This is a genomic window from Streptomyces millisiae (assembly GCF_031845425.1).
In the GTDB taxonomy this organism is placed as follows: Bacteria; Actinomycetota; Actinomycetes; order Streptomycetales; family Streptomycetaceae; genus Streptomyces; species Streptomyces millisiae.
The window spans coordinates 31,129-52,027 of sequence record NZ_JAVREM010000045.1; the positions used below are offsets into that span (position 1 = coordinate 31,129).

Annotated in this window: 16 protein-coding genes; 9 read left to right on the plus strand and 7 right to left on the minus strand. The window is 73.3% G+C overall.

The window, feature by feature from the left end; translation table 11 throughout:
* Positions 1-22: 22 nt before the first annotated feature.
* The 6 genes from RNC47_RS25510 to RNC47_RS25535 all read left to right on the plus strand — a co-directional run bounded on the left by RNC47_RS25510 (position 23) and on the right by RNC47_RS25535 (position 10,029).
* Positions 23-1,480, plus strand: a complete 1,458-nt coding sequence (locus RNC47_RS25510; RefSeq protein WP_311601930.1) for a VMAP-C domain-containing protein — start codon at positions 23-25, stop codon at positions 1,478-1,480.
* Positions 1,477-2,550 (plus strand): AAA family ATPase, encoded by a 1,074-nt coding sequence (locus RNC47_RS25515; RefSeq protein WP_394814873.1) that lies wholly within the window; start codon positions 1,477-1,479, stop codon positions 2,548-2,550. The genes RNC47_RS25510 and RNC47_RS25515 overlap by 4 nt, the downstream gene beginning before the upstream one ends.
* On the plus strand, positions 2,550-6,887 hold the full coding sequence (gene fxsT, locus RNC47_RS25520) for an FxSxx-COOH system tetratricopeptide repeat protein (RefSeq protein WP_311601931.1): 4,338 nt from the start codon (positions 2,550-2,552) through the stop codon (positions 6,885-6,887). The genes RNC47_RS25515 and fxsT overlap by 1 nt, the downstream gene beginning before the upstream one ends.
* A gap of 35 nt (positions 6,888-6,922) precedes the next feature.
* The gene (locus RNC47_RS25525; RefSeq protein ID WP_311601932.1) at positions 6,923-7,996 is read left to right on the plus strand and encodes an effector-associated domain 2-containing protein; all 1,074 of its coding nucleotides are present in this window, start codon (positions 6,923-6,925) and stop codon (positions 7,994-7,996) included.
* A gap of 120 nt (positions 7,997-8,116) precedes the next feature.
* A complete protein-coding gene (locus RNC47_RS25530; RefSeq protein ID WP_311601933.1) occupies positions 8,117-8,293 on the plus strand; it encodes a hypothetical protein in 177 nt (58 codons plus the stop codon).
* A 29-nt stretch (positions 8,294-8,322) separates the two neighbouring features.
* Complete coding sequence (locus RNC47_RS25535; RefSeq protein ID WP_311601934.1) at positions 8,323-10,029, plus strand: HEXXH motif domain-containing protein; 1,707 nt, start codon at positions 8,323-8,325, stop codon at positions 10,027-10,029.
* A 101-nt stretch (positions 10,030-10,130) separates the two neighbouring features.
* Here RNC47_RS25535 and RNC47_RS25540 read toward each other — a convergent pair whose 3' ends face one another.
* Positions 10,131-10,394, minus strand: coding sequence for a hypothetical protein (locus RNC47_RS25540; RefSeq protein ID WP_311601935.1), 264 nt, complete (start codon positions 10,392-10,394; stop codon positions 10,131-10,133).
* A complete protein-coding gene (locus tag RNC47_RS25545) occupies positions 10,391-10,543 on the minus strand; it encodes a hypothetical protein (protein ID WP_311601936.1) in 153 nt (50 codons plus the stop codon). Before RNC47_RS25545 ends, RNC47_RS25540 begins: the two co-directional genes overlap by 4 nt.
* 550 nt (positions 10,544-11,093) lie before the next feature.
* On the opposite strand from RNC47_RS25545, the gene RNC47_RS25550 reads away from it, so the two are divergent.
* A complete protein-coding gene (locus tag RNC47_RS25550) occupies positions 11,094-12,764 on the plus strand; it encodes an HEXXH motif domain-containing protein (protein WP_311601938.1) in 1,671 nt (556 codons plus the stop codon).
* 80 nt (positions 12,765-12,844) lie between these two features.
* Here the strand turns inward: RNC47_RS25550 and glnA are convergent, their stop codons facing one another.
* The gene (gene glnA / locus RNC47_RS25555) at positions 12,845-14,260 is read right to left on the minus strand and encodes a type I glutamate--ammonia ligase (RefSeq protein ID WP_311601939.1); all 1,416 of its coding nucleotides are present in this window, start codon (positions 14,258-14,260) and stop codon (positions 12,845-12,847) included.
* A gap of 196 nt (positions 14,261-14,456) precedes the next feature.
* On the opposite strand from glnA, the gene RNC47_RS25560 reads away from it, so the two are divergent.
* Positions 14,457-14,900, plus strand: a complete 444-nt coding sequence (locus RNC47_RS25560; RefSeq protein WP_311601940.1) for an RDD family protein — start codon at positions 14,457-14,459, stop codon at positions 14,898-14,900.
* Positions 14,901-14,972: 72 nt separating this feature from the next.
* On the opposite strand, the gene RNC47_RS25565 is transcribed toward RNC47_RS25560, so the two are convergent.
* From RNC47_RS25565 to lipB, 4 genes are all read right to left on the minus strand, one after another.
* Positions 14,973-15,683, minus strand: coding sequence for a DUF4191 domain-containing protein (locus RNC47_RS25565; RefSeq protein WP_311601941.1), 711 nt, complete (start codon positions 15,681-15,683; stop codon positions 14,973-14,975).
* A gap of 678 nt (positions 15,684-16,361) precedes the next feature.
* Positions 16,362-16,565: a hypothetical protein gene (locus tag RNC47_RS25570; protein ID WP_311601942.1), complete on the minus strand. Its 204-nt coding sequence runs from the start codon at positions 16,563-16,565 to the stop codon at positions 16,362-16,364.
* A gap of 84 nt (positions 16,566-16,649) precedes the next feature.
* On the minus strand, positions 16,650-17,591 hold the full coding sequence (gene lipA / locus RNC47_RS25575) for a lipoyl synthase (RefSeq protein WP_311601943.1): 942 nt from the start codon (positions 17,589-17,591) through the stop codon (positions 16,650-16,652).
* Positions 17,592-17,681: 90 nt separating this feature from the next.
* Positions 17,682-18,473 (minus strand): lipoyl(octanoyl) transferase LipB, encoded by a 792-nt coding sequence (gene lipB / locus RNC47_RS25580; RefSeq protein WP_311601944.1) that lies wholly within the window; start codon positions 18,471-18,473, stop codon positions 17,682-17,684.
* A 204-nt stretch (positions 18,474-18,677) separates the two neighbouring features.
* Between lipB and RNC47_RS25585 the strand changes: the two genes are divergently transcribed.
* The gene (locus RNC47_RS25585; RefSeq protein WP_311601945.1) at positions 18,678-20,315 is read left to right on the plus strand and encodes a regulator; all 1,638 of its coding nucleotides are present in this window, start codon (positions 18,678-18,680) and stop codon (positions 20,313-20,315) included.
* Positions 20,316-20,899 lie beyond the last annotated feature (584 nt).

Here is a 20,899-nt window from a genome sequence, read left to right on the forward strand (position 1 = left end):
CGACTTTTTTGGGGGAGGGTCGGTGGTGATAAGGACGCCGCGCGAGTCGCACCAGGAGTACCTGCGGCTCAAGGCCACATTGGTCAACGAACTCTGCGAACTGGATTGTGTCCGGGACCCGGCACTCCGCTTCGAGTTCGGCCAGACCGTCGGCGAATATCTCGGCAGACACGTCGACCTGCCGGGCAGGGACGCGCGCAACGACATGGTGGTCCTGGTGAGCGCCGTGTTACGCGAGCGCGAACAGGGGGTCGACGCCGTCCTCTTCGCGGTCGGCCTGCACAGCGGCGAGGAGATCGCCTCCGAGGTCCGCGCCAGGATCGACGGGCTCGCCCCCGTGCTGCCCGACCAGGACGCCGGGGTGGCCCGCAAGCTGCTGCGGGAGGCGGCCGTCCCCGGGCCCGCGCTGCACGCCGCGCTCACCCGCGCGCTCCACCTGGAGACGCCGGAACACCTCTCCGCGGGCGACCTGTTCGACCACCTGCTGGACGTCCCCGACCAACCGGACGGCCTGCCGCCCGCCGTGCTGCTGCTCGAGTGCGCCGCCCAACTCGCCGCCACCACCCAGGCCACCAGGCTCCGCGACTGGTGCGAGGCATGGGCCGCCGGCGCCGGAGCCCTGGACGCCCTGCGCGAGCGCCGCCGGCGGCTGGCCGCCACCCGCGCTCCCGACCGCACCATCCCCAAGTGCCTGGTCGTCATGGTCGACCCCGCCGACGACGGCTCGCCCGACGTCTTCGTCCGCTACTGGATCAACGAACTCCCCGGCTACTGGGACCCGCGTTCCGGCGAGTCCGAGGTCACCACGCTCGACGGCCTCTCGGGCGCGGTGGAGCGGGCCATCCGGCAGGGCGAGCGGCTCTGGGCCGACCTGCCGGAACACGACGCGGAGCCCGCCTACGTCGAGTTCGTGCTGCCCTACTCGCTCCTCAACCACGACGTGGCACGGCTCGAACTCGGCACCGACACCGGCGACCCGGTCCCCATCGGCCCCCGCTACCTCGTCCACCTCCGCAGCCTCGAACGGATGCGTGACCGGAACCCGATCCAGCACCGCGCCTGGCGCGCCCGCTGGAAGACCCTCAGGCAGGGCCCGGTCACCGAGGCCCACCACTGGTGGGCCGCCGACCCCGCCGAACTGCCGCGCTGGCGCCAGGCCCTCTTCCAGAACGACCGGCTGACCGCCGTCACCATGGACGCCCCGGCCATCGAGGGCCACGGCCTCGAACCGCTCAAGGCCGCCATCGCCGAGGGCATCGGCCTCGCCCTCTGGAACCGCAGGCCCGAGTCCGACCCCATGGTCCGCGAGATGATGCGCATCCTCATCGGCTTCGGGCACGCCCAACTCCCACGCCAGGTGCTGCAGATGCGGATCCTGGCCGAGGCGGACGTCGACGGACTTCGCCAACTGGGCCGGAACATCGCGCTCTTCTGGGATGATCCCTTCCGACTCATCGACTGCGAGGAGGTTCCGGCGTGACCGAGCCAGAGTCCCCGGCGGCGGACGGCACGACCGGCCCCGAGGGGCGCGACTCCTGGCGGATCTTCCACGGCACCGGCGTGCCGCCGAAGGACGGCCCGGCCACCATCCCCCCGCCGCCGCCCTGGCGCGAGTTCAGCGGCGAGCCCCTGCAACCGCCGCCACCCGAGGACGACCGGGCCGCGCGCCGCCGGCTCGGCGGCGCCACCGTCGCCAGGCCCAACCTGCGCGACGAGGAGATCGACACCGTCAACGCCGCCCTGGTGCTGCGCCGCCCCCTGCTCGTCACCGGGCCGCCAGGCGTCGGCAAGTCCACCCTCGCCTACCTCGCCGCCAGGGAACTCGGCCTCGGCCGGGTCCTGCAGTGGAGCATCGTCAGCCGCACCACCCTGCGCGACGGCCTCTACGAGTACGACTCCATCGGCCGCGCCCAGGCCATCGCCGCCTGGCGGGCCGGCGGCCCCACCGAGCCCGGCGGCGTCCCGCCGGAACAGCCGCCCTACCTCGGCGACTTCATCACCCTCGGCCCGCTCGGCACCGCCCTGCTCGGCTGGGAGCGCCCCCGGGTGCTGCTGATCGACGAGCTCGACAAGAGCGACATCGACCTGCCCAACGACCTGCTGCACGTCCTGGAGAACGGCAGCTACGAGATCCCCGAGCTGATCCGCGGCGCCCTGCGGGACGCCAGCGTCTTCACCGACGACCCCGAGCGGCGCGCCGAGATCGTCGGCGGCCGCGTCGAGTGCCGCGAGTTCCCCCTGGTCGTCATCACCAGCAACGGCGAGCGCGAGTTCCCGGCCGCGTTCCGCCGCCGCTGCCTCCCCCTCGAGATGCTGCCGCCGAGCCGCCAGCAGCTGCTCGCCATCGTCGCCAGCCACCTGCGCCGCAGCCCCGAGGGCGTCACCGCCCTCGTCGACGACTTCGAACGACGCGTGCGGGACGGCGGCACCCAGTCCGTCGACCAGTTGCTGAACGCCGTTCAATTGACCACGGCCGGTGGTTTCCAGAGGGATGAGGACGGGCGTAAGCTGATCGAGATGCTCCTCCGCGACCTCGCGAAAGGCCGCTGATGAACGGCTTTCCCCGGGAGCGTGCACCCGCCCCCCGCGACCAGGCGCGGCAGGCCACCGCCGGCGATCCCGACTGGTGGGAGATCGCCGACGCGGCCTGGCTCACGGCGACCCGGTTGGCAGCCGGGGCGGAGCCGGGCGACGACCGCCCAGCACGCCACCAGCGCGAGACCGGTCAGCCGCGGCCGGCGCCCGCCGACCCCGCACCGAGTGCCGACGCCCCCTCCCGGCCCCCGCACACCCCGGTCCCACCGCCGACCGGGCACACCGGCGACCCCGCGCAGCCCCCGCCGCGCGAGCCGGCACCGAACACCGCCACGGCCACGGTCGCGCCGGTCCGCGCCACCGAAGACCTCGGCACGCCCCCACGCGCGCCCGCCGCGCCGCCGCCCGCGCCCGTCCGCCTCGCCAAGGCCCTGCACGGGCTGCGCCGCCGCGTGCCGTCCCGCAGCCGCGCCGTCCTCGACGAGGAGCGCACCGCCAGGCACGGCATCACCGACGACCTGTGGATCCCCTACCTGCGGCCGGCCGGCGAGACCGCCCTCGACCTCGTGGTGCTCGCCGACGACGGCCCCACCATGCGGATCTGGGACGACGCCGTCGCCTCGCTCGCCACCGAGGCCGAGCGCAGCGGCGCCTTCCGCGACGTGCGCGTGGTGCGCCTGGCGTTACCCCGCGACGGCGAGGCCACGCTGCGCTGGCCGGGCGGCCGCGACGGCGACCCGGCCGAGCTCATCCACGCCCGCGGCACCCGCGTCCACCTCGTCGTCACCGACGGGCTCGGCCACGGCTGGGCCTCTCCCACGGCCGACGCGCTGCTGGAGCGCCTCACCGCGGGCGGCCCCACCGCGCTGGTCCACCTGCTGCCCACCTACCTCTGGCACCGCACCTCGCTCAACCCCTTCCGCGCCGAGCTGGCCGCCGGCGGTTTCGCCGCGCCCAACGGCAGGGTCGGCCACCGCCCGCCCCCCGCCGGGGCCGACCCGCTGCGCCCCCCGCCGACCCCGCCGGGCGACCCGGTGCCCGTGCCGGTGCTCAGCCTCAAGCCCGAGCCCTTCACCGCCTGGGCCGCCGTCGTCGCCGGCGAGAGCGGCGTGCGGCGCGCCCTCCCCTTCGTGCTGGCCGGCACCCTCGCCCAGGGCACGCCCACCCCCGGGCTCCGCGCCCCCCGGGTCACCAACCAGCGCACCGCGGCCGCCGCCGTCGCCAGGTTCGCCTCCCTCGCCAGCCCGACCGCCCGCCGGCTCGCCTCCCAACTCGCCGCCGTCCCCTTCGAGTTCGACCTCATCGAGGAGCTGTGCCGGCGCGCCTTCCCCGAGGCGCGCCCGGTCCACATCGCGGAGATCATGATGGGCGGCCTGCTCGACTGGACCCGCACCCGGCACGGCGGCGCCCCCGACTTCGCGCCCGGCATCCGCGAGGCACTGCTCGCCACCGGCAGCCGCACCCAACTCGCCCGCACCGTCAGCCTGTTCGCCGAGCTGAGCGGCGGCAGGGGCCGGGGCGCCAGCCTCAAGGCCGCCCTCAAGGACCCGGAGGGCGCCGCACTGCCCGAGCTCACCGAGGAGAACCGCGCCTGGCTGCCGATCGAGATCGCCGTGCTGAAGGCGCTCTCCGGCCCCTACGCCCGCCGCGCCGCCCGCGTCGCCGGCCTGACCGACGGCTCCACCCGACGTGAGCTTCTGACTCCGCCCGGTGACAACCGCGCGAATCGGGGCATACAGCAAGCAGGACCACGCGACCCGCACGGAGGCGGTGTGCCGACGCCGTCACCCGACACTCCAGAAACCTCAGCTCGGAAGGCCGACCAGGACATGGCGCCCAACACGTCAGCAACCCGTTACCCGCGCATCGGGCAGCCGCGGATCATGGGGAACGTACCGCCGAAGAACCCCAACTTCACGGGGCGTGAAAGCCTTTTGACGGCGGTCGAGCAGCAGCTGCGTGGCGAGGTGACGGCCGCCGTGCTGCCGCACGCGCTGCACGGCATGGGCGGCGTCGGCAAGTCGCAGATCGCCATCGAGTACGTCTACCGGCACAGTCACGAGTACAACGTCATCTGGTGGATCCCCGCCGAACAGGACAGCCTGATCCTCGGCGCCCTCGCCGACCTCGCCCGCGCCCTCAACCTGGACGTCGGACCGCAGGCCAACACCGCCGTCCCGGCCGTCCGCGAGGCACTGCGCAGCGGCAAGCCCTACGACAACTGGCTCCTGGTCTTCGACAACGCGGAGGACATCGAGACCGTACGCGGCTACTTCCCGACCGGCGGCCCCGGCAAGATCATCGTCACCTCGCGCAACCGGGACTGGGAGCGCGTGGCCAACCCGCTCACGGTCAACGTGTTTGAGCGCGAGGAGAGCATCGCCCTCCTCCAACGCCGCTCCCGGGACCTCAGCGTTCAGGAGGCCGACGAGCTCGCCGAGGCCCTCGGTGACCTGCCGCTCGCCATCGAACAGGCCGGCGCCTGGCACGCCGCCACCGGCATGCCCGTCTCCCAGTACCTCGCCCTGCTCAACGAGCGCCGCCCCGGCATCCTGGAGCTCGACCCCTCGCCCGACTACCCGGTCTCGGTGGCCGCCGCCTGGAACATCTCGCTCGACCGGCTCTCCCAGACCAACCCGGCCGCCCGTCAACTCCTCGAGGTCTGTGCCTGCATGGCCCCCGAGCCGATCCCGCAGAGCATGTTCAGGAGCACTCGCAATGTCGAGGTCAGCCCCGAACTCGACCCGATCCTGCGCGACCCGGTACTGCTCGCCAGGGCCACCCGGGACCTCAGCAAGCTCTCCCTGATCAAGCTCGACCACAAGAACGGCACCATCCAACTGCACCGCCTGATGCAGACCGTCCTGCTGGCCAGCCTCTCCGCGGACGAGGCTGCGAGGCGGCGGACCTCCGCCCAGGTACTGCTGGCCACTGCCAAGCCGGGTAGCCCGCGCAGCACCGACCAGTGGCCCGCCTACCAGGCCCTGATGCCGCATGTGATCGCCTCCGGCGCGGTGCACAGTGCGGACCCCTGGGTGCGGCAGCTGGTGGACGGTGTTGTGCGCTACCTCTACAACTGGGGTGCGCACCAGGCCTCGGCCGACTTGGCTCGCGAGGCGTGGACGGCGTGGCAGGCTCAGTCCGGCGAGGAGGACCTGACCGTCATCCAGATGTCCAAGTGGGTGGCGTTCGTGCTGCGCGTGCTCGGCCACACCGACGAGGCATTCGCCCTCAACTCCCGGGCGCTGGAGCTCTGCCGCACCACGGACGTGCCCGACGAGGAACTGCTCGACTCCATGAGCCAGATGGCCGGTTCCCTCCGCTACCGTGGCGCGTTCCGCGAGGCCCTGGCCCTGGACACCGAGGCCTACGACCGGGCCCGCGACCTGTTCGGCCCCGAGGACCCCGCCACCCTGGCGACCGCCCACAACCTGGGTGTGTCCCTGCGCCTCGTCGGCGATTTCGTCGCGGCCAGGGAGCTGGACGAGGAGACCGCCAGGCAGTGGGAGCTGCTGTACGGCCCGGCCTACCTCCAGACCCTCCAGACGGTGAACGGCCTCGCCATCGACATCTGCGAGGCCGGCGACTTCTCGGCCGCCCGCGCGCTGCAGGAGGAGACCTACCGCATCTACCGCAACGTGCTGGGCGAGGACAACGCGGCCACCATCCGCGCCGCCCGCAACCTGGCGGTCTGCCGGCGCAGGGACGGCCTCTATGCCGAGGCCAGCGCGCTGGGCGAGGAGACCCTGGAGCGGTTCATCTCCCGCTACGGCTCCGACTATCCGGACACCCTGAGCGCCGCCATGAACACCAGCGTGGACCGGCGGCTGCGCGGCGACCTGCCCGCCGCCCACGAGCTCGGCGCCCGGGTGCTGGCCCGTTACCGGGAGGGCATGGGTGACCGGCACGCCTACACTCTGACGGCCATGGTGAACCACGCGGCGACGCTGCGCGCCGAGGGAGATCTCAACGGGGCGGACCAGCTGCACGCCGAAGCCGCCGGACTGTTCCGCGAGACGCTGGGGGAGCGGCACGTCTCGACGCTGGTCTGCGACCTCGGCCAGGCGAGCAACCACTACGCGCGCTTCGACTTCGGGCGCGCCAGGGCCCTGGATGAGGCGACGCTCACCGCGCTGGCCGAGGTGTCGGGACCCAACCATCCGCTGACCCACGTGTGCCGCGCCAACCTCTCCCTCGACCTGCGCGGCCTCGGCCTGAGCGAGGAGGCGGACACGGTCAACGCAGAGGCCGTCAAGGGGCTTTCCGAGGTCCTGAACCCCGAGCACCCCTGGCTGCTGGCCGCGCGCATGCACCAGCGGATCGAGTGCGACCTGGCGCCCATGCCGATGTAGTGCCCCGCGCCCCCGGCGCTCGCCCGAGGAGACCCATGACCCTCCGACGCACGGTCGCCCTGGTCGTCGGCATTGAGCGCTACGCGGCCGGCCCCGCCTGGCGGTTGCCGGGGCCGGCACGCGACGCGCTGCGCTTCCGCGACTGGCTGGTGGGCCGAGGGGTGCCCGAGCGCAACGTCCTCCTCCACCTCGCGCCCGAGGATGGATACCACGTCGACGTGGAGCACCGGCCCGCCGGCCAGGCGGACATCCGACACACGCTGCTGACCGAACTCCCCGCACTGGCCCCGGAGGTGGTGTGGATCTGGTGGGGTGGCCACGGCGTGCTCGACGAGCAGGAGAACAACCGGCTGTTCTGCGCTGACGCTACCGCCGCCGACAAGCGCAACTTGCACCTGGAGTCGGCCCGCGCCACCCTCGCCAGCGACCTGCTGCCCGGGCGCACCCGACAGCTCTGGGTCGTCGACGCCTGCCGCACCTTCGTCGAGGACCATCGCTTCCGCAACACCCTGCCCACCGAGACGCTGCCGTCCGGCCGGCGCACCGACGCCCACGAGCAGGCCGTGCTCCTCGCGGCCACCCGAGGCCGTCCGGCCGTCAACGACCCGCTGAACCGCGCCGGCCTGTTCTCCGACGCCCTGCTTCGAGGGCTCGCCGAGGTCCCCGAGGCCGGCCCGTGGCCGCCGGACGCCGAAGCGCTGTACCAAACGACCGCCGCCCGGCTGGACCCGCTGCGACAACGAGGCCGCACCGACCAGCTTCCGACCCTCACCCTCCACGGGCACCGCCGCGGAGTCATCCCGGTCCCAGCCTCGGCCCCACCCACGGCCGCCCTGGGCCCGCTCATCGATGCGCTGCTCGACTATCCGCTGACGGCCGACCCGGACGAGCGACAGACCATGGTTCTGTCGTTGCCGCCGAAGACCGTGGCCCGCATGCGCCGGCACCCGCTGCCCCGCGCCGACCTCGTCGCCATCGTCACGGCTCTGCGCCGGCGCCCGGAAGAGCTCTGGGTGCTCTACGACGCCGTCACCGCGCTCGACGACGATGAGGAGCGCGCGGTCGCACTCGCAACCGCCATCGGGGAGTTCACCGGCCCACGCCCCTGATCGACTCACGCCTGACACGGGCTTCCCAGCATGCCCACCGTTCGTCATCATGGGAAGAGATCCGGGGCGACCGGGTCCGTTTTCACGCCCCGCCAACCGAAGGTGAAGGGGGTCCACGGATTGAACGAGCTGGCGAGGGACGACGTCGCCTCCGACATGGCCGACCTGACGCGGGTCAGCCTCGACACGCTCCGCGAACTCCCCGTCTCCGCCCGTCCTCGCCGCCTGCTCGACGAGGTGCGGCGCGGCCGGAGCAACGTCATGGGGGAGACCGGTCAGCCGAGCAACGTCGCGTAACGCCGACCGAGAGAGGTGGGAGAGCCGCGTTGGAGCAGCCCTGTGAGCGGATGCGAATGCCGGGCCACTGGTTCGATGAACTCGCCTCCGGGGGCGGCTCTCCCGAGGCCGTCGGCTTTCTGGTCAGTGCTGAGCGCAACCGCCGCCTGATCCTGCTGGCCGAGGTGCTCGACCGGGTCGAGGAGCACTCTGGCGCGCTGGCCGGTCCCGACTCCGTCGCCGCCGCCTGGCAGCTGATCTCCGAGGCTGCCAGGCACCGGCCGCCAGCCGTCGAGGAGTTGCTTTGCAGCCCGCAGACCGGTAGCTGGGCGGCCCATTTGCTGCGGCGGCTGCACGGCTCGGCCGGCGGACCACCGCTCTGGGTCGACGTCGGCCACCTGCACGCCGTCTGCTTGGCCGCCTGCGCCCTCGCCGGCCTGGATGCCGACGTCACCGTGCCCGTCCGCGACGGCGCGGTCGTGCTGCCCACACTCGGCCTGGCCCGGCTCGAGAAGCCGGGGTCGGGCATCGAGTACGACACCGCCACCGCCCGGCTGCGCGGCGCCGAACTCACCCTCGCCCAGACCACCGGCCGTGCGGTGACGGTCACCCCGCTCAGCGAGCGCGAGACCGCCGACTGGTTTCCGCTGCGCCGCCTCGGCCCCACCACCTGGCTCGACGACGTCGACCCGTACCGGGACCTGGCCGAGCCGGTGCCACCAGAGCGCCTGGAGGACGCCGAAGTCGAGGTCTGGCGCCAGCTGTTCAAGGAGGCTGCGACGATACCCCGCCCGGGACCATCCGGCCCCGGGCGGTTGCGGGGCACCGACATCCGCCGGATCGTTCCCTGGGCCGGCACATCAGGAGAGCCACGGTCGGGGGTGGTCAGCGCCACCACCGGTGACGCCTTCGGCTCCATGGTCGTCTCCCGGCCCGCGACCGGCCTGGCCCTCGCCGAGGCCATGGTCCACGAGTTCCAGCACAGCAAGCTCAGCGCGCTGCTGCACCTGTTCCCGCTGCTGGACGACGACCGGGCGGAGATCCACTACGCCCCCTGGCGGCCCGACCCGCGGCACCTCACCGGGCTGCTGCACGGCGCCTACGCCTTCGTCGGCGTCGCTGGCTTCTGGCGTGACCGGATGGCCGAACCATCCGTGGCCGACAGGGATGTCGCCGCCTTCCAGTTCGCCCTGCTGCGCGTCCAGACGGGCCGGGTGGTGCGGACGCTGCGCGCCTCCGACCGGCTCACCCCCACCGGCCGCCGGCTGGTCGACGGGCTCGCCGGCACGCTCCGCGGCTGGCGGCGGGAGCCCGTGCCGCCGACGATCGCCGCCCGCGCCGCCGCAGCCGCCATCAGCCACGCCGTCGAATGGCGGCTGCGGAACCAGACCCGGCTGGCGACGGAGCCGGCCGGCTCCGGCACCCCGCCGGTCGACCGCCCCGTCAGCCCCGACGTCTGGGCCGACGATCGCCTTCGCCTCTACCGTGAGCCGCCCACGAGACCGGTTACCCCCGACGAACTGCTGGCCGCCGGCCTCCCCTCGGCCGCCGAGCACGGCTACGCCGCCACGCTCCGCGCCACCCCCGACGACCCACACGCGCTCGCCGGCTGGCTGCTCGCCACCGCCACCCTGCACCCCCACCGCCGCCGGCTGCTCCGCCGCCCCGAACGGCTCAGCGCCGCCCTCGCCAGCACCGGCACCACCCCGGGCACCCCAGCCATGGCGACCCTGGCTGACCGGCTCTGCGCCGCCTGAGCTTGGAGGAACGTCCCTGCCCCCTGCGGGATGACGGCCGGGCCCGGTGGGCGCGTGGATCTCCTTCCACCGGCTCCCGGCGAGCGGCGCTGTCGATCGGTTCAGTCCTCGTCGCGCCCGGCGTCGGGCTCTCCGGAGGTACGGCTCCTCCGTCTGGGATCGACCGCGGCTGGACCCGGGTTGGTGACTCTTCCCGGGTGATCCAGGGAGCCGGAATCACCATCACCGCTCAGTTCTCGTCGCACCTGCCGCCATGCGCGGATGATCTGTGGCAGCCTCGACAGCACTTCGCTGACCTGTGTCAGCAGCAGTGTGAAGCAGCCGAACGCGGCGAGGATGACGAGTGTGACGTCGTCCCACTTCATAGCACGTCCTCCGCCCTTTGCCGGGCCGGATCGCGCCGCGCGGACAGGCGCAGAATCGCGCGACCGAGTCTGACGTCGATGTGGTCATCGACGATACGCTTGACGGCACTGGGGATGCCGACCGGCGCGCTGGTCAGCGAGGCGGCCACATCGTCGGCATATGGGAAGCCGCTCCGGCGGAGCGTTCCATCGGTGGCCCGACCCGATGAGTCGTCTCTCGTACCGATGCCGTCCCCGTTGCGGTACCAATCGCAACCGAACCAATTCTGAGTGACCGGAAGGTTCACGTCCGAGGCCGCGGCCACAAACGCGAGGAATATTTCGGGTCCGTCGTCCCGGCGGCCACGAGGGGTGTCAGTCGACCAGATCGACTGGCGCCTGCCACTGGCTTCCCAGCACGCCCACCGTTCGTCATCATGGGAAGGGATCCGAGTGACCGGGGTCTTTATCACGCTCCGTCAGTAGACGGCAAGGAGGATCACGGATTGGACGAGCCGGCGATGGACCACATCGCATCCGACATGGCCGACCTCACGGGGGTGAGCCTGGCCGCGCTGCGTGGCCTCCCGGCGTCCATGCGGACCCGGCGTCTGCTCGACGAGGCTCGATGGGGCGGAAGTGCCGCCATGAGCACGGGAGGAGGCACGAACCCGCCGGGCAACTCCGTGGACCGACCCTGAGGAGAGGTGGCAAGCCGCGTTGGGCCAGCCCTATCAGCGGGTGCGAATGCCGGGTGACTGGTTCGACGAACTCGCCTCAGGGGGTGGCTCCCCCGAGGCGGTCGCCTTCCTCCGCGGCGGGGAGCGCAACCGCCGTCTCATGCTGCTCGCCGAGGTCCTCGACCGGCTCGAGGAACATCCCGAGGAGCTGGCCCGCACCGGGACCGTCGCCACCGCCTGGCGACTGATCACCGAGGCGGCCGAGCACCGGCCGGACGCGGTCGAGGAGTTGCTGCTCAGCCCGCAGGTCGGCTGCTGGACGGCGCATCTGCTGCGGCGGCTGCACGGCTCGGCCGAAGGGCCGCCGCTGTGGGCCGACATCGGCCACCTGCACGCCGTCTGCCTGGCCGCCCGCGCCCTCGCCGGCCTGGACGCGGAGGTCACCGTCCCCGTCGTCGACGGCGCCGTGGTGCTCCCGACCCTTGGCCTAGCCCGCCTCGAAAAGCCCGGCTCCGGGCCCGAGTTCACGACCGCCACCGCCCGGCTGCGTGGCCCGGGGCTCACCCTCGCCCAGCCCGGCGGCCGCGCCGTGACCGTCCACCCGCTCGGCCGGCACGACACAGGGGACTGGCAGCCGCTGCGCCGCCTCGCGCCCGGCACCTTCCTGGACGACGTCGACCCCTACCGCGACCTGACCGAGCCGATAGCCCCCGAGCGTCTCGACGACGCCGAAGTCGGGGCCTGGCGGGCGCTGTTCGCCGAGGCCACCGCCATACTCCGCCCGGCGGCCCCCGGCCCCGGGCGGCTGCGCGTCCAGGACATCCGCCGGATCGTCCCCTGGGCCGGTGCCACCGCCCCGCCCCCCGGGGAGGTGCTCAGCGCCACCACCGGTGACGCCTTCGGCTCCATGGTCGTCTCCCGGCCCGCCACCGGCCTGGCCCTCGCCGAGGCCATGGTGCACGAGTTCCAGCACAGCAAGCTCGGCGCGCTGCTCCACCTCTTCCCGCTGCTGGACGACGACCGCGCCGAGATCCACTACGCCCCCTGGCGCCCGGACCCCCGCCACCTGACCGGGCTGCTGCACGGCGCCTACGCCTTCGTCGGCGTCACCGGCTTCTGGCGCGACCGGATGGCCGAACCGGCCGTCGTCGACGGCGACCTGGCCGCCTTCCAGTTCGCCCTGCTGCGCGTCCAGACGGGCCGGGTGGTGCGGACGCTGCGCGCCTCCGACCGGCTCACCCCCACCGGCCGCCGGCTGGTGGACGGGCTCGCCGGCACGCTCCGCGGCTGGCGGCGGGAGCCCGTGCCGCCGGCGGTCGCCGCCCGCGCCGCCGCGGCCGCCGTCAGCCACGCCGTCGAATGGCGGCTGCGGAACCGCCTGGCGGCTGAGCCGGCCGTCGCTCCCGCGCGCTGGGTTGATGACCGGCTACGCCTGTACCGGAAGCCGCCCGTTTCGCCGGTCACGCCCGACGAGCTCCTGGCCGCCGGCCACCCCTCGGCCGCCGAGCACGGCTACGCCGCCACGCTCCGCGCCACCCCGGACGACCCACACGCGCTCGCCGGCTGGCTGCTCGCCACCGCCACCCTGCACCCCCACCGCCGCCGGCTGCTCCGCCGCCCGGAACGCTTCCGCGCCGCCCTCGCCAGCACCGGCACCACCCCGGGCACCCCAGCCATGGCGACCCTGGCCGACCGGCTCTGCGCCGCCTGAGCCGGCGGCGAACGCCGAGGGCCCGGCCGCCGCCCCTCGCGGGGACGACGACCGGGCCCTCGGTGACGCGGGATCCGCCCTTACACGTCGAAGTAGAGCTCGAACTCGTGCGGGTGCGGCCGCAGCTGCATCGGGGCGATCTCCTTCTCACGCTTGAAGTCGATCCAGGTCTCGATCAGGTCGGACGTGAAGACACCGCCGGCCAGCAGGTACTCGTTGTCCGCCTCCAGGGCTTCGAGGACCGCGGGCAGGGAGGTCGGGACCTGCGGGAGCTCGGCGTGCTCCTCGGGGGCCAGCTCGTACAGGTCCTTGTCGATCGGCTCGGCCGGCTCGATCTTGTTCTTGATGCCGTCGAGACCGGCCAGCAGCAGCGCCGAGAAGGCCAGGTACGGGTTGGACGACGGGTCGGGCGCGCGGAACTCGACGCGCTTGGCCTTCGGGTTGGAGCCGGTGATCGGGATGCGCATCGCGGCGGAGCGGTTGCGCTGCGAGTAGACCAGGTTGACCGGCGCCTCGAAGCCCGGCACCAGGCGGTGGTAGGAGTTCACCGTCGGGTTGGTGAAGGCCAGCAGCGACGGGGCGTGCTTCAGGATGCCGCCGATGTAGTAGCGGGCGGTGTCGGACAGGCCCGCGTAGCCCTGCTCGTCGTAGAAGAGGGGGCTGCCGCCCAGCCACAGGGACTGGTGGACGTGCATGCCGGAGCCGTTGTCGCCGAAGATCGGCTTGGGCATGAAGGTGGCGGTCTTGTTGTTGCGCCAGGCCACGTTCTTGACGATGTACTTGAACAGCATCAGGTCGTCGGCCGCGGCGAGCAGCGTGTTGTACTTGTAGTTGATCTCGGCCTGGCCGGCGGTGCCCACCTCGTGGTGCTGGCGCTCGACCTCGAGGCCGGCCTTGATCAGCTCCAGGGAGATCTCGGCGCGCAGGTCGGCGAAGTGGTCGACCGGCGGGGCCGGGAAGTAGCCGCCCTTGTAGCGGACCTTGTAGCCACGGTTGCCGCCCTCCTCGATGGCGCCGGTGTTCCAGGCGCCCGCCTCGGAGTCGATGTAGTAGTAGCCGGCGTTCGACTTGGTCTCGAAGCGGACGTCGTCGAACACGTAGAACTCGGCCTCCGGGCCGAAGTAGGCGGTGTCGGCGATGCCGGAGGACGCCAGGTACGCCTCGGCCTTCTTCGCCACGTTCCGCGGGTCACGGCTGTACGCCTCGCCCGTGATCGGGTCGTGGATGAAGAAGTTGATGTTGATGGTGAGGTCCTTGCGGAACGGGTCGACCCGCGCCGTGGAGAGGTCGGGGACCAGCGCCATGTCGGACTCGTGGATGGCCTGGAAGCCACGGATCGACGATCCGTCGAACATCAGGCTCGCGTTCGGGTCGAAGCTGCCGACCGGAACGGTCACGTGCTGCATGATGCCCGGCAGGTCGCAGAAGCGGACGTCGATGAACTTGACGTCCTTTTCCGCGATGAACTTGTTGATCTCGTCGGCGTTCTGGAACATCCGGTGTCCTCCTACCCCCGGCCCTGGGGTCGGGGAGTGTGCAGCTCGGGGAATGGCCCGGTACGTGGGCCTGCCGGGGTCGACCCTAAGGACGTGCCATTTCTCGGGCATGACCCAATTGTTTCGCCGATGTTAACCGGACTTCTCAGCTGATACCGGTGACGGGTCCGTCGGGCCCGCGCGCTACGGTGGAAGCGTGGAGAACCGGGGATCACGCGTGGTGACCGACGAGACGGGCGCCGACTTCAGCTATCGGGGGGACCGGCTCGGGCTCCCCAGGGAGGGCCCGGGCTCGATCGCCCCGCCCGGGCGGCGGGTGGCCGCGATCTTCGTCGACTGGGCGCTGTGCGGCCTGATCGCATACGGTCTGCTCGCCGACGGTCAGGTACGGGCCGCCAACAGCTGGACGCTGCTCGTCTTCCTCGTGATGTCCGTCCTCACGGTGGGCACCCTGGGCCGCACGCCGGGCAAGCGGCTGCTCGGGCTCCGGGTGATCCACGTGGGCGGCGGCCGCCTGACCTTCCCGCGCGCCGCGCTCCGCTCCGTGCTGCTGTCGCTGGCCATCCCCGCCCTCATCTGGGACCGCGACACCCGGGGCCTCCACGACAAGCTGACCGACGCCGTCCAGGTCCGGGCGTAGCGCGCGACGACACGAAGGCGGCCCGGCCCCTCTCGGGGCCGGGCCGCCTTCGTCACGCGTTCCGGGGGGCGGTCAGCGACCGCGGCGCGGGCCCCCGCCGCCCCTGGGCAGGCGCATGCCCTTCGGCATGGGGCCCTTCGGCAGCGGCATGTTGCTCATCAGGTCACCCATGGCCCGCAGCCGGTCGTTGACCTCGGTGACGCGGGGACCGCCCAGCACCCTGGGGTACTTGAGGATCGTGGAGCGCAGCTTCTTCAGCTCCACCTGACCCTCGCCGCGGCCGACGATCACGTCGTGCACGGGCACCTCGGAGATCGCCCGGTTCATCCGCCGCTTCTCGGCCGCCATCAGGGTCCTGAGCCGGTTCGGGTTGCCCTCACCGACCAGCACCACGCCGAACTTGCCGACCGCGCGGTGCACCACGTCCTGGTTGCGGTTGATGGCCACGGCGGGCGTGAAGTTCACGCCGCGCCGCATGTTCTCCAGGACGGCGGCGGCGGCACCCGGCTGACCCTCCATCTGGCTGAACGCCGCCCGCTCGGCCCGGCGGCCGAAGACGATCGCCGTGGTCAGCAGCGCGACCAGGAAGCCGAGGATGCCGAGATAGATCGGGTGACCGATCAGGAAACCGATGGCCAGCACGACACCGAACGTGCCAAGGCCCACCGCTGAGATGATCCAGCCGATCCAGCGATCGTTCCGCCGGGTCATCCGGTATGTCAGGGCGATCTGCTTGAGCCGCCCCGGGTTTTCGGAATCCTGTTCCTTGTCCTTCCGCGCCATACCGGTCAGTCTACGGGCCGGCTCCACCTCCTCAGCACGCCGGGCGGCCAAGGCGCTGCGCGCGTGGCCGTGCTGCGCTCGGACCGTTGCGGCGGGCGGGCCGGTCTCGCTCCGCCGGTCGCTCCGCTCGGGCCGGCCCGCGGCGCGGGCTCAGCCCGCTGGACGCCTGGTGTGCGGATCCTTCGGACCGCTCAGGCGGGCGGGCCGCACGGTAGGGGGTCCGCCGGCGGCGCGGTCTCGCTCCGCCGCACCGCTCAGGCCGGTCGCGCTGGCCCGCGGCGCGGGCTTACTCCGCTGGACGCCTGGTGTGCGAATCCTTCGGACCCTCAGGCCGGCGGACCGCACGGTAGGCGGCCGTGGCCGCGCCGGCCCGCAGCGGGGTCTCGCTCCGCACCGCTCGGGCCGGCCCGCGGCGCGGGCTTACTCGGCGGAACGCGTGGCCCGCGGAACTTTCGGGCCTCTCAGGCCGGCAGGCCGCACGGTACGGGGGCGTGGTCGCGCCGGCCCGCAGCGGGAATCTCGCTCCGCTCGGTGGCGCTCCGCACCGCTCAGGCCGGTCGCGCCGGCCCGCGGCGCGGTCTCAGCCCGCTGGACGCCTGGTGTGTGGATCCTTCGGACCACTCAGGCCGGCGGGCCGTACGGTACGGGGCCGTGGTCGCACCGGCCCGTGGCGCGGGCTTACTCCGCGGAACGCGTGGCTCGCGGAACCTTCGGACCGCTCAGGCCGGCAGGCCGGTCACGTACGGCGGTCAGCGCCCGCTCCGCCTCCGTGCGGGCCGCCGCCCGCTCACGGTCCTCCTGGACCGCCGCCCAGGCGTTGCGCAGGGCCGTGCGACGGCCTCCCCGCAGCAGTCTCTCCTCGAGCAGACGCAGAGTGCGCATGGCCAGCCCCTCCCCAGGCGGTCGGTCACGTGTCCTTCTATTGTTATCGAACGGTGTTTCGGGCCCATGACCCGGGGGTGAAACTCAGGCGGCCCTGGTCTGACCCCGGCGCGCGATCGCCTGCTGGTAGAGGCGCCCGGCCCGGTACGACGAACGCACCATCGGCCCGGACATGACGCCGGCGAAGCCGATCTCCTCGGCCTCCTGCCGCAGCTCCACGAACTCCTCCGGCTTGACCCACCGCTCCACCGGGTGGTGCCGCGGCGTCGGCCGCAGGTACTGCGTGATGGTGATCAGCTCGCAGCCCGCCTCGTGCAGGTCGCGCAGGGCCTGGCTGATCTCGTCCCGCGTCTCGCCCATGCCCAGGATCAGGTTGGACTTGGTGACCAGACCGTCCTCGCGGGCCAGCGTCAGCACCCGCAGCGACCGCTCGTAGCGGAACGCCGGCCGGATCCGCTTGAAGATGCGCGGCACCGTCTCGACGTTGTGCGCCAGCACCTCGGGCCGGGACCCGAACACCTCGGCCAGCTGCTCGGGGACCGCGTTGAAGTCCGGGATCAGCACCTCGACGCCCGTGCCCGGCACCAGGGCGTGGATCTGCCGCACCGTCTCGGCGTAGATCCACGCGCCGCCGTCCGGCAGGTCGTCCCTGGCGACGCCCGTGACGGTCGCGTACTTCAGCTCCATCTGCCGCACCGACTCCGCGACCCGGCGCGGCTCGTCGCGGTCCACCTCGGTCGGCTTGCCCGTGTCGATCAGGCAGAAGTCGCACCGCCTGGTGCACTGCTCGCCGCCGACCAGGAACGTCGCCTCCCGGTCCTCCCAGCACTCGAAGATGTTCGGGCAGCCGGCCTCCTGGCAGACGGTGTGCAGCCCCTCGCGCTTCACCAGACCGTGCAGCGCCTGGTACTCAGGACCGAGACGAGCGCGGGTCTTGATCCACTCCGGCTTGCGCTCGATGGGGGTCTGGCTGTTCCGGACCTCGAGGCGCAGCATCTTGCGCCCGTCGGGTGCGACAGCGGACACGTCCGGCTCCCTACCACTTTCGAATCTACGGCGTATCACAGCGTACGCCTTGGCTTGTACGGGTGACGCGGCCAGGTGGGGAGGAGCGCGTCACACCGCGCGCGGCAGCGGCACGGCCGTCTCCAGCACCTCGCCCAGGTGCTTCTCCAGCACCGGCAGGACCTCGGAGACCGGCACCCGGCGGCCCAGCTCGGCGGAGAGCGAGGTCGTGCCGGCGTCCCTGATGCCGCAGGGCACGATGCGGTCGAACGACGTGATGTCCGGATCGCAGTTGAGCGCGAAGCCGTGCATGGTGACGCCCTTGGCGACCCGGATCCCGATCGAACACAGCTTGCGGTCCTCGCCGCGCTGACCCGCGTTGGACGGCGCGTACTCCGGGCCGTGCAGCCGCGGGTCGAACTCCTCGTCGTGCAGCCGGGGATCGAAGTCCAACGAGAGCCCGCCGAGCCGCGCCGCGCCGTCCGCGCCGCGCTGCGCCTCGCCCAGCACCCACACCCCGCTGCGGCCCTCCACCCGGGAGGTCTCCACGCCGAAGTCGGCGCAGACCCGGATCACCGCCTCCTCGAGCCGCCGCACGTGCGCGATCACGTCAACCGGGCGCGGCAACTTCAGGATCGGATAGCCGACCAGCTGCCCGGGACCGTGCCAGGTGATCTTCCCGCCCCGGTCGACGTCGACCACGGGCGTGCCGTCCAGCGGCCGCTCGCTGTCCGCCGTGCGCCGGCCGGCCGTGTAGACCGCCTGGTGCTCGAGCAACAGGCACGTGTCGGGGATCTCGTCCGAGAACCGCGCGGTGTGCACCCGCCGCTGCTCCTGCCAGGCCGCGTGATACTCCACGGCCTCCGATCCGAAGCCCAGATGGACAAAGCGCAGCTCGCTCACGGCGGCTTTCCCTTCGCACATTCGTACAAGGCGCCATTGGGCGCTTGGACCCCACTGTAAGCCCGGGCTCCGACCATGCCCGGGCCGGCCCATGGCTCACACATATGGATGAATCCTCGGCGCAGAAGCCGATGAAACCAGGAAGGACCGTTACATTCGCGCCGTTCCAGCCGCACAGCCGTAAGGCAGGAGACCGCACCGCCGATGTCCACGGAACGACCCGGAGGCCCGCCCTCCTCGCAGTCCACGCCACCGCGCACGCCGAACCGCCAGCTCGCCGCCCTGATCGCCGAGGCCGGGTTCTCCCATGCCGGGTTGGCCCGCCGGGTCGACCAGCTCGGCCTCGAACACGGCCTCGATCTCCGCTACGACAAGACGTCCGTGACCCGCTGGCTGCGCGGTCAGCGGCCGCGCGGCACCACCCCGGCGCTGATCGCCGAGGTGTTCACCCGCCGGCTCGGCCGCCGCCTCTCCGCTCAGGACCTGGGCCTGGAGGCGTGCGCCCCGGTCTACGCCGGCCTCGAGTTCGCCGCCAGCCCGGCCGAGGCCGTCGACATCGTGGCCGGCCTCTGGCGCAAGGACTCGGGCAGCTACGCCGAGCTCCGCAAGATCGCCTTCACCCCGGCCGGCCTCGTGGTGCCGAGCCGGGACTGGCTCATCGGCCGCCCCGACGAGCGGGTCGCGCGCGGCGAGCCGGCCACCGCCGAGCCGCCCGCAGGAGCGCCCCCCGCGGGACCGCTGGTGCGCGTCCCGGAGCAGGGCCGGGGCGCCGTCCGCCCCTCCGGGCCGCCGGGGCCGCAGCGCCCCGACCGGCTGCCCGGCGCCCACCCGCCGCACGCCCCCCACGGCCCGATCCACCCCCGCGCCCAGGGCCTCGTCCGCCCGCCGGCCCGCGTCGAACGGCAGGGCCCGCTGGACCGCGTCGAGCGCGGCCCCGGACAGCGGGTCACCGCCGGCGACATCGCGGCGCTCCGCTCCGTGGGCAACCTGTTCCGCGAGCTCGACCAGACCTACGGCGGCGGCCACGCCAGGCAGGCCCTGGTCCGCTACCTGGAGCACGAGCTCGAACCGATGCTGCGCGGCAGCTACGGCGAACAGACCGGCCGCCGGCTGTTCTCGGCCGCCGCCGACCTCACCCGGCTCGCCGGCTGGACCGCGTACGACATCGCCGCCCACGGCCTGGCCCAGCGCTACTTCGTGCAGGCCCTGCGCCTCGCCCAGGCCGCCGGCGACCGCAGCTACGGCAGCTATGTGCTGGTCTCCATGAGCCGGCAGGCCGTCTACCTCGGCCACGGCCGGGAGGCCGTCCAGCTCGCCAGGGTCGCCCAGCAGGGCATGGCCAGCTCGGTCGCCCCGGTCGTCCAGGCCCTGCTGCACGCCGTCGAGGCGCGCGGCCACGGGCTGCTCGGCGAGGTGCGCAGCTGCACCGCCGCGCTGGCGCGCGCCGAGCGCGCGCTGGAGTCGGCGCGGCCGGGGGAGGACGCCCCGGGCTGGGCCCGCTTCTTCGACGAGGCGCAGCTGGCCGACGAGTTCGGCCACTGCCACCGGGACCTCCAGCAGTACCGCGCCGCCGCGCGGCACGCCGAGCGGTCCCTCCAGCTGCGGCCGGCCAACTTCGCGCGCAGCCGGCTCTTCTGCCGCGTGGTGCTCGCCTGCGCCCGGCTCGGCCTCGGCGACGTGGAGCAGGCCTGCGGGCTCGCCGCCGAGGCGGCGCAGCAGGCGATGGAGATGCGGTCGGCGCGGGCGCACGAGTACATCCAGGACTTCGACCGCCGCCTCGAACCCTTCAGGGACGCGGCACCGGTCCGAAGCTACCGGGAGAAGGTCGCCGCGCTGGCCTAACGGCGCGGGCGCGGGGCGCCTGCGGCGCGGCTGGGGCGGGGGCGGGCGCGGCCCGCCCGCCGGCGGCGGGGTTGGCGCTTGCCGCCCGCCCTTGTCGGGCACGGTGCGCCTGCGGCGCGGGCGGGGTCAGCCGCAGGCGCGGGCGGCCTGGGCCGGCGGCGCGGTTGGCGCCCGCCCACCCGCCCCTGTCCGGCACTGCGTGCCGTGCGCCGTGCGCCTGCGGCGCGGGCGGTGGTGCCGCGTACGCAGGTGCCACGCGCGGCCTGCCGGGTCCGCGTCCGCGGCCTGGCGTGCGGCGCGTTGCGCCCGTCCGTCCCTGCCCGGCACCGCGTGTCGGGCACCGTGCGCTGGGGGCGCGGGCGGTGGTGCCACTGCGACCTGCGCGGCCGGCGGCCCAGGCCGCCGTGGGCGCGCGCAGCGCCCGCCGCCTCGCCGGTGGCGCGGCTGGCGCCGGTCCGGTAGCGCGCGTCTGCGGCGCGGCGGGTGGTGCCACGTGCGGCCGTCCGGCCATCGGCGTCGCCCGCGCCCGCGGCGCGGCGCGTGCCGGCCCGCCCAGCGCGAAGCGCTCCGCGCCGCGCGTGCGG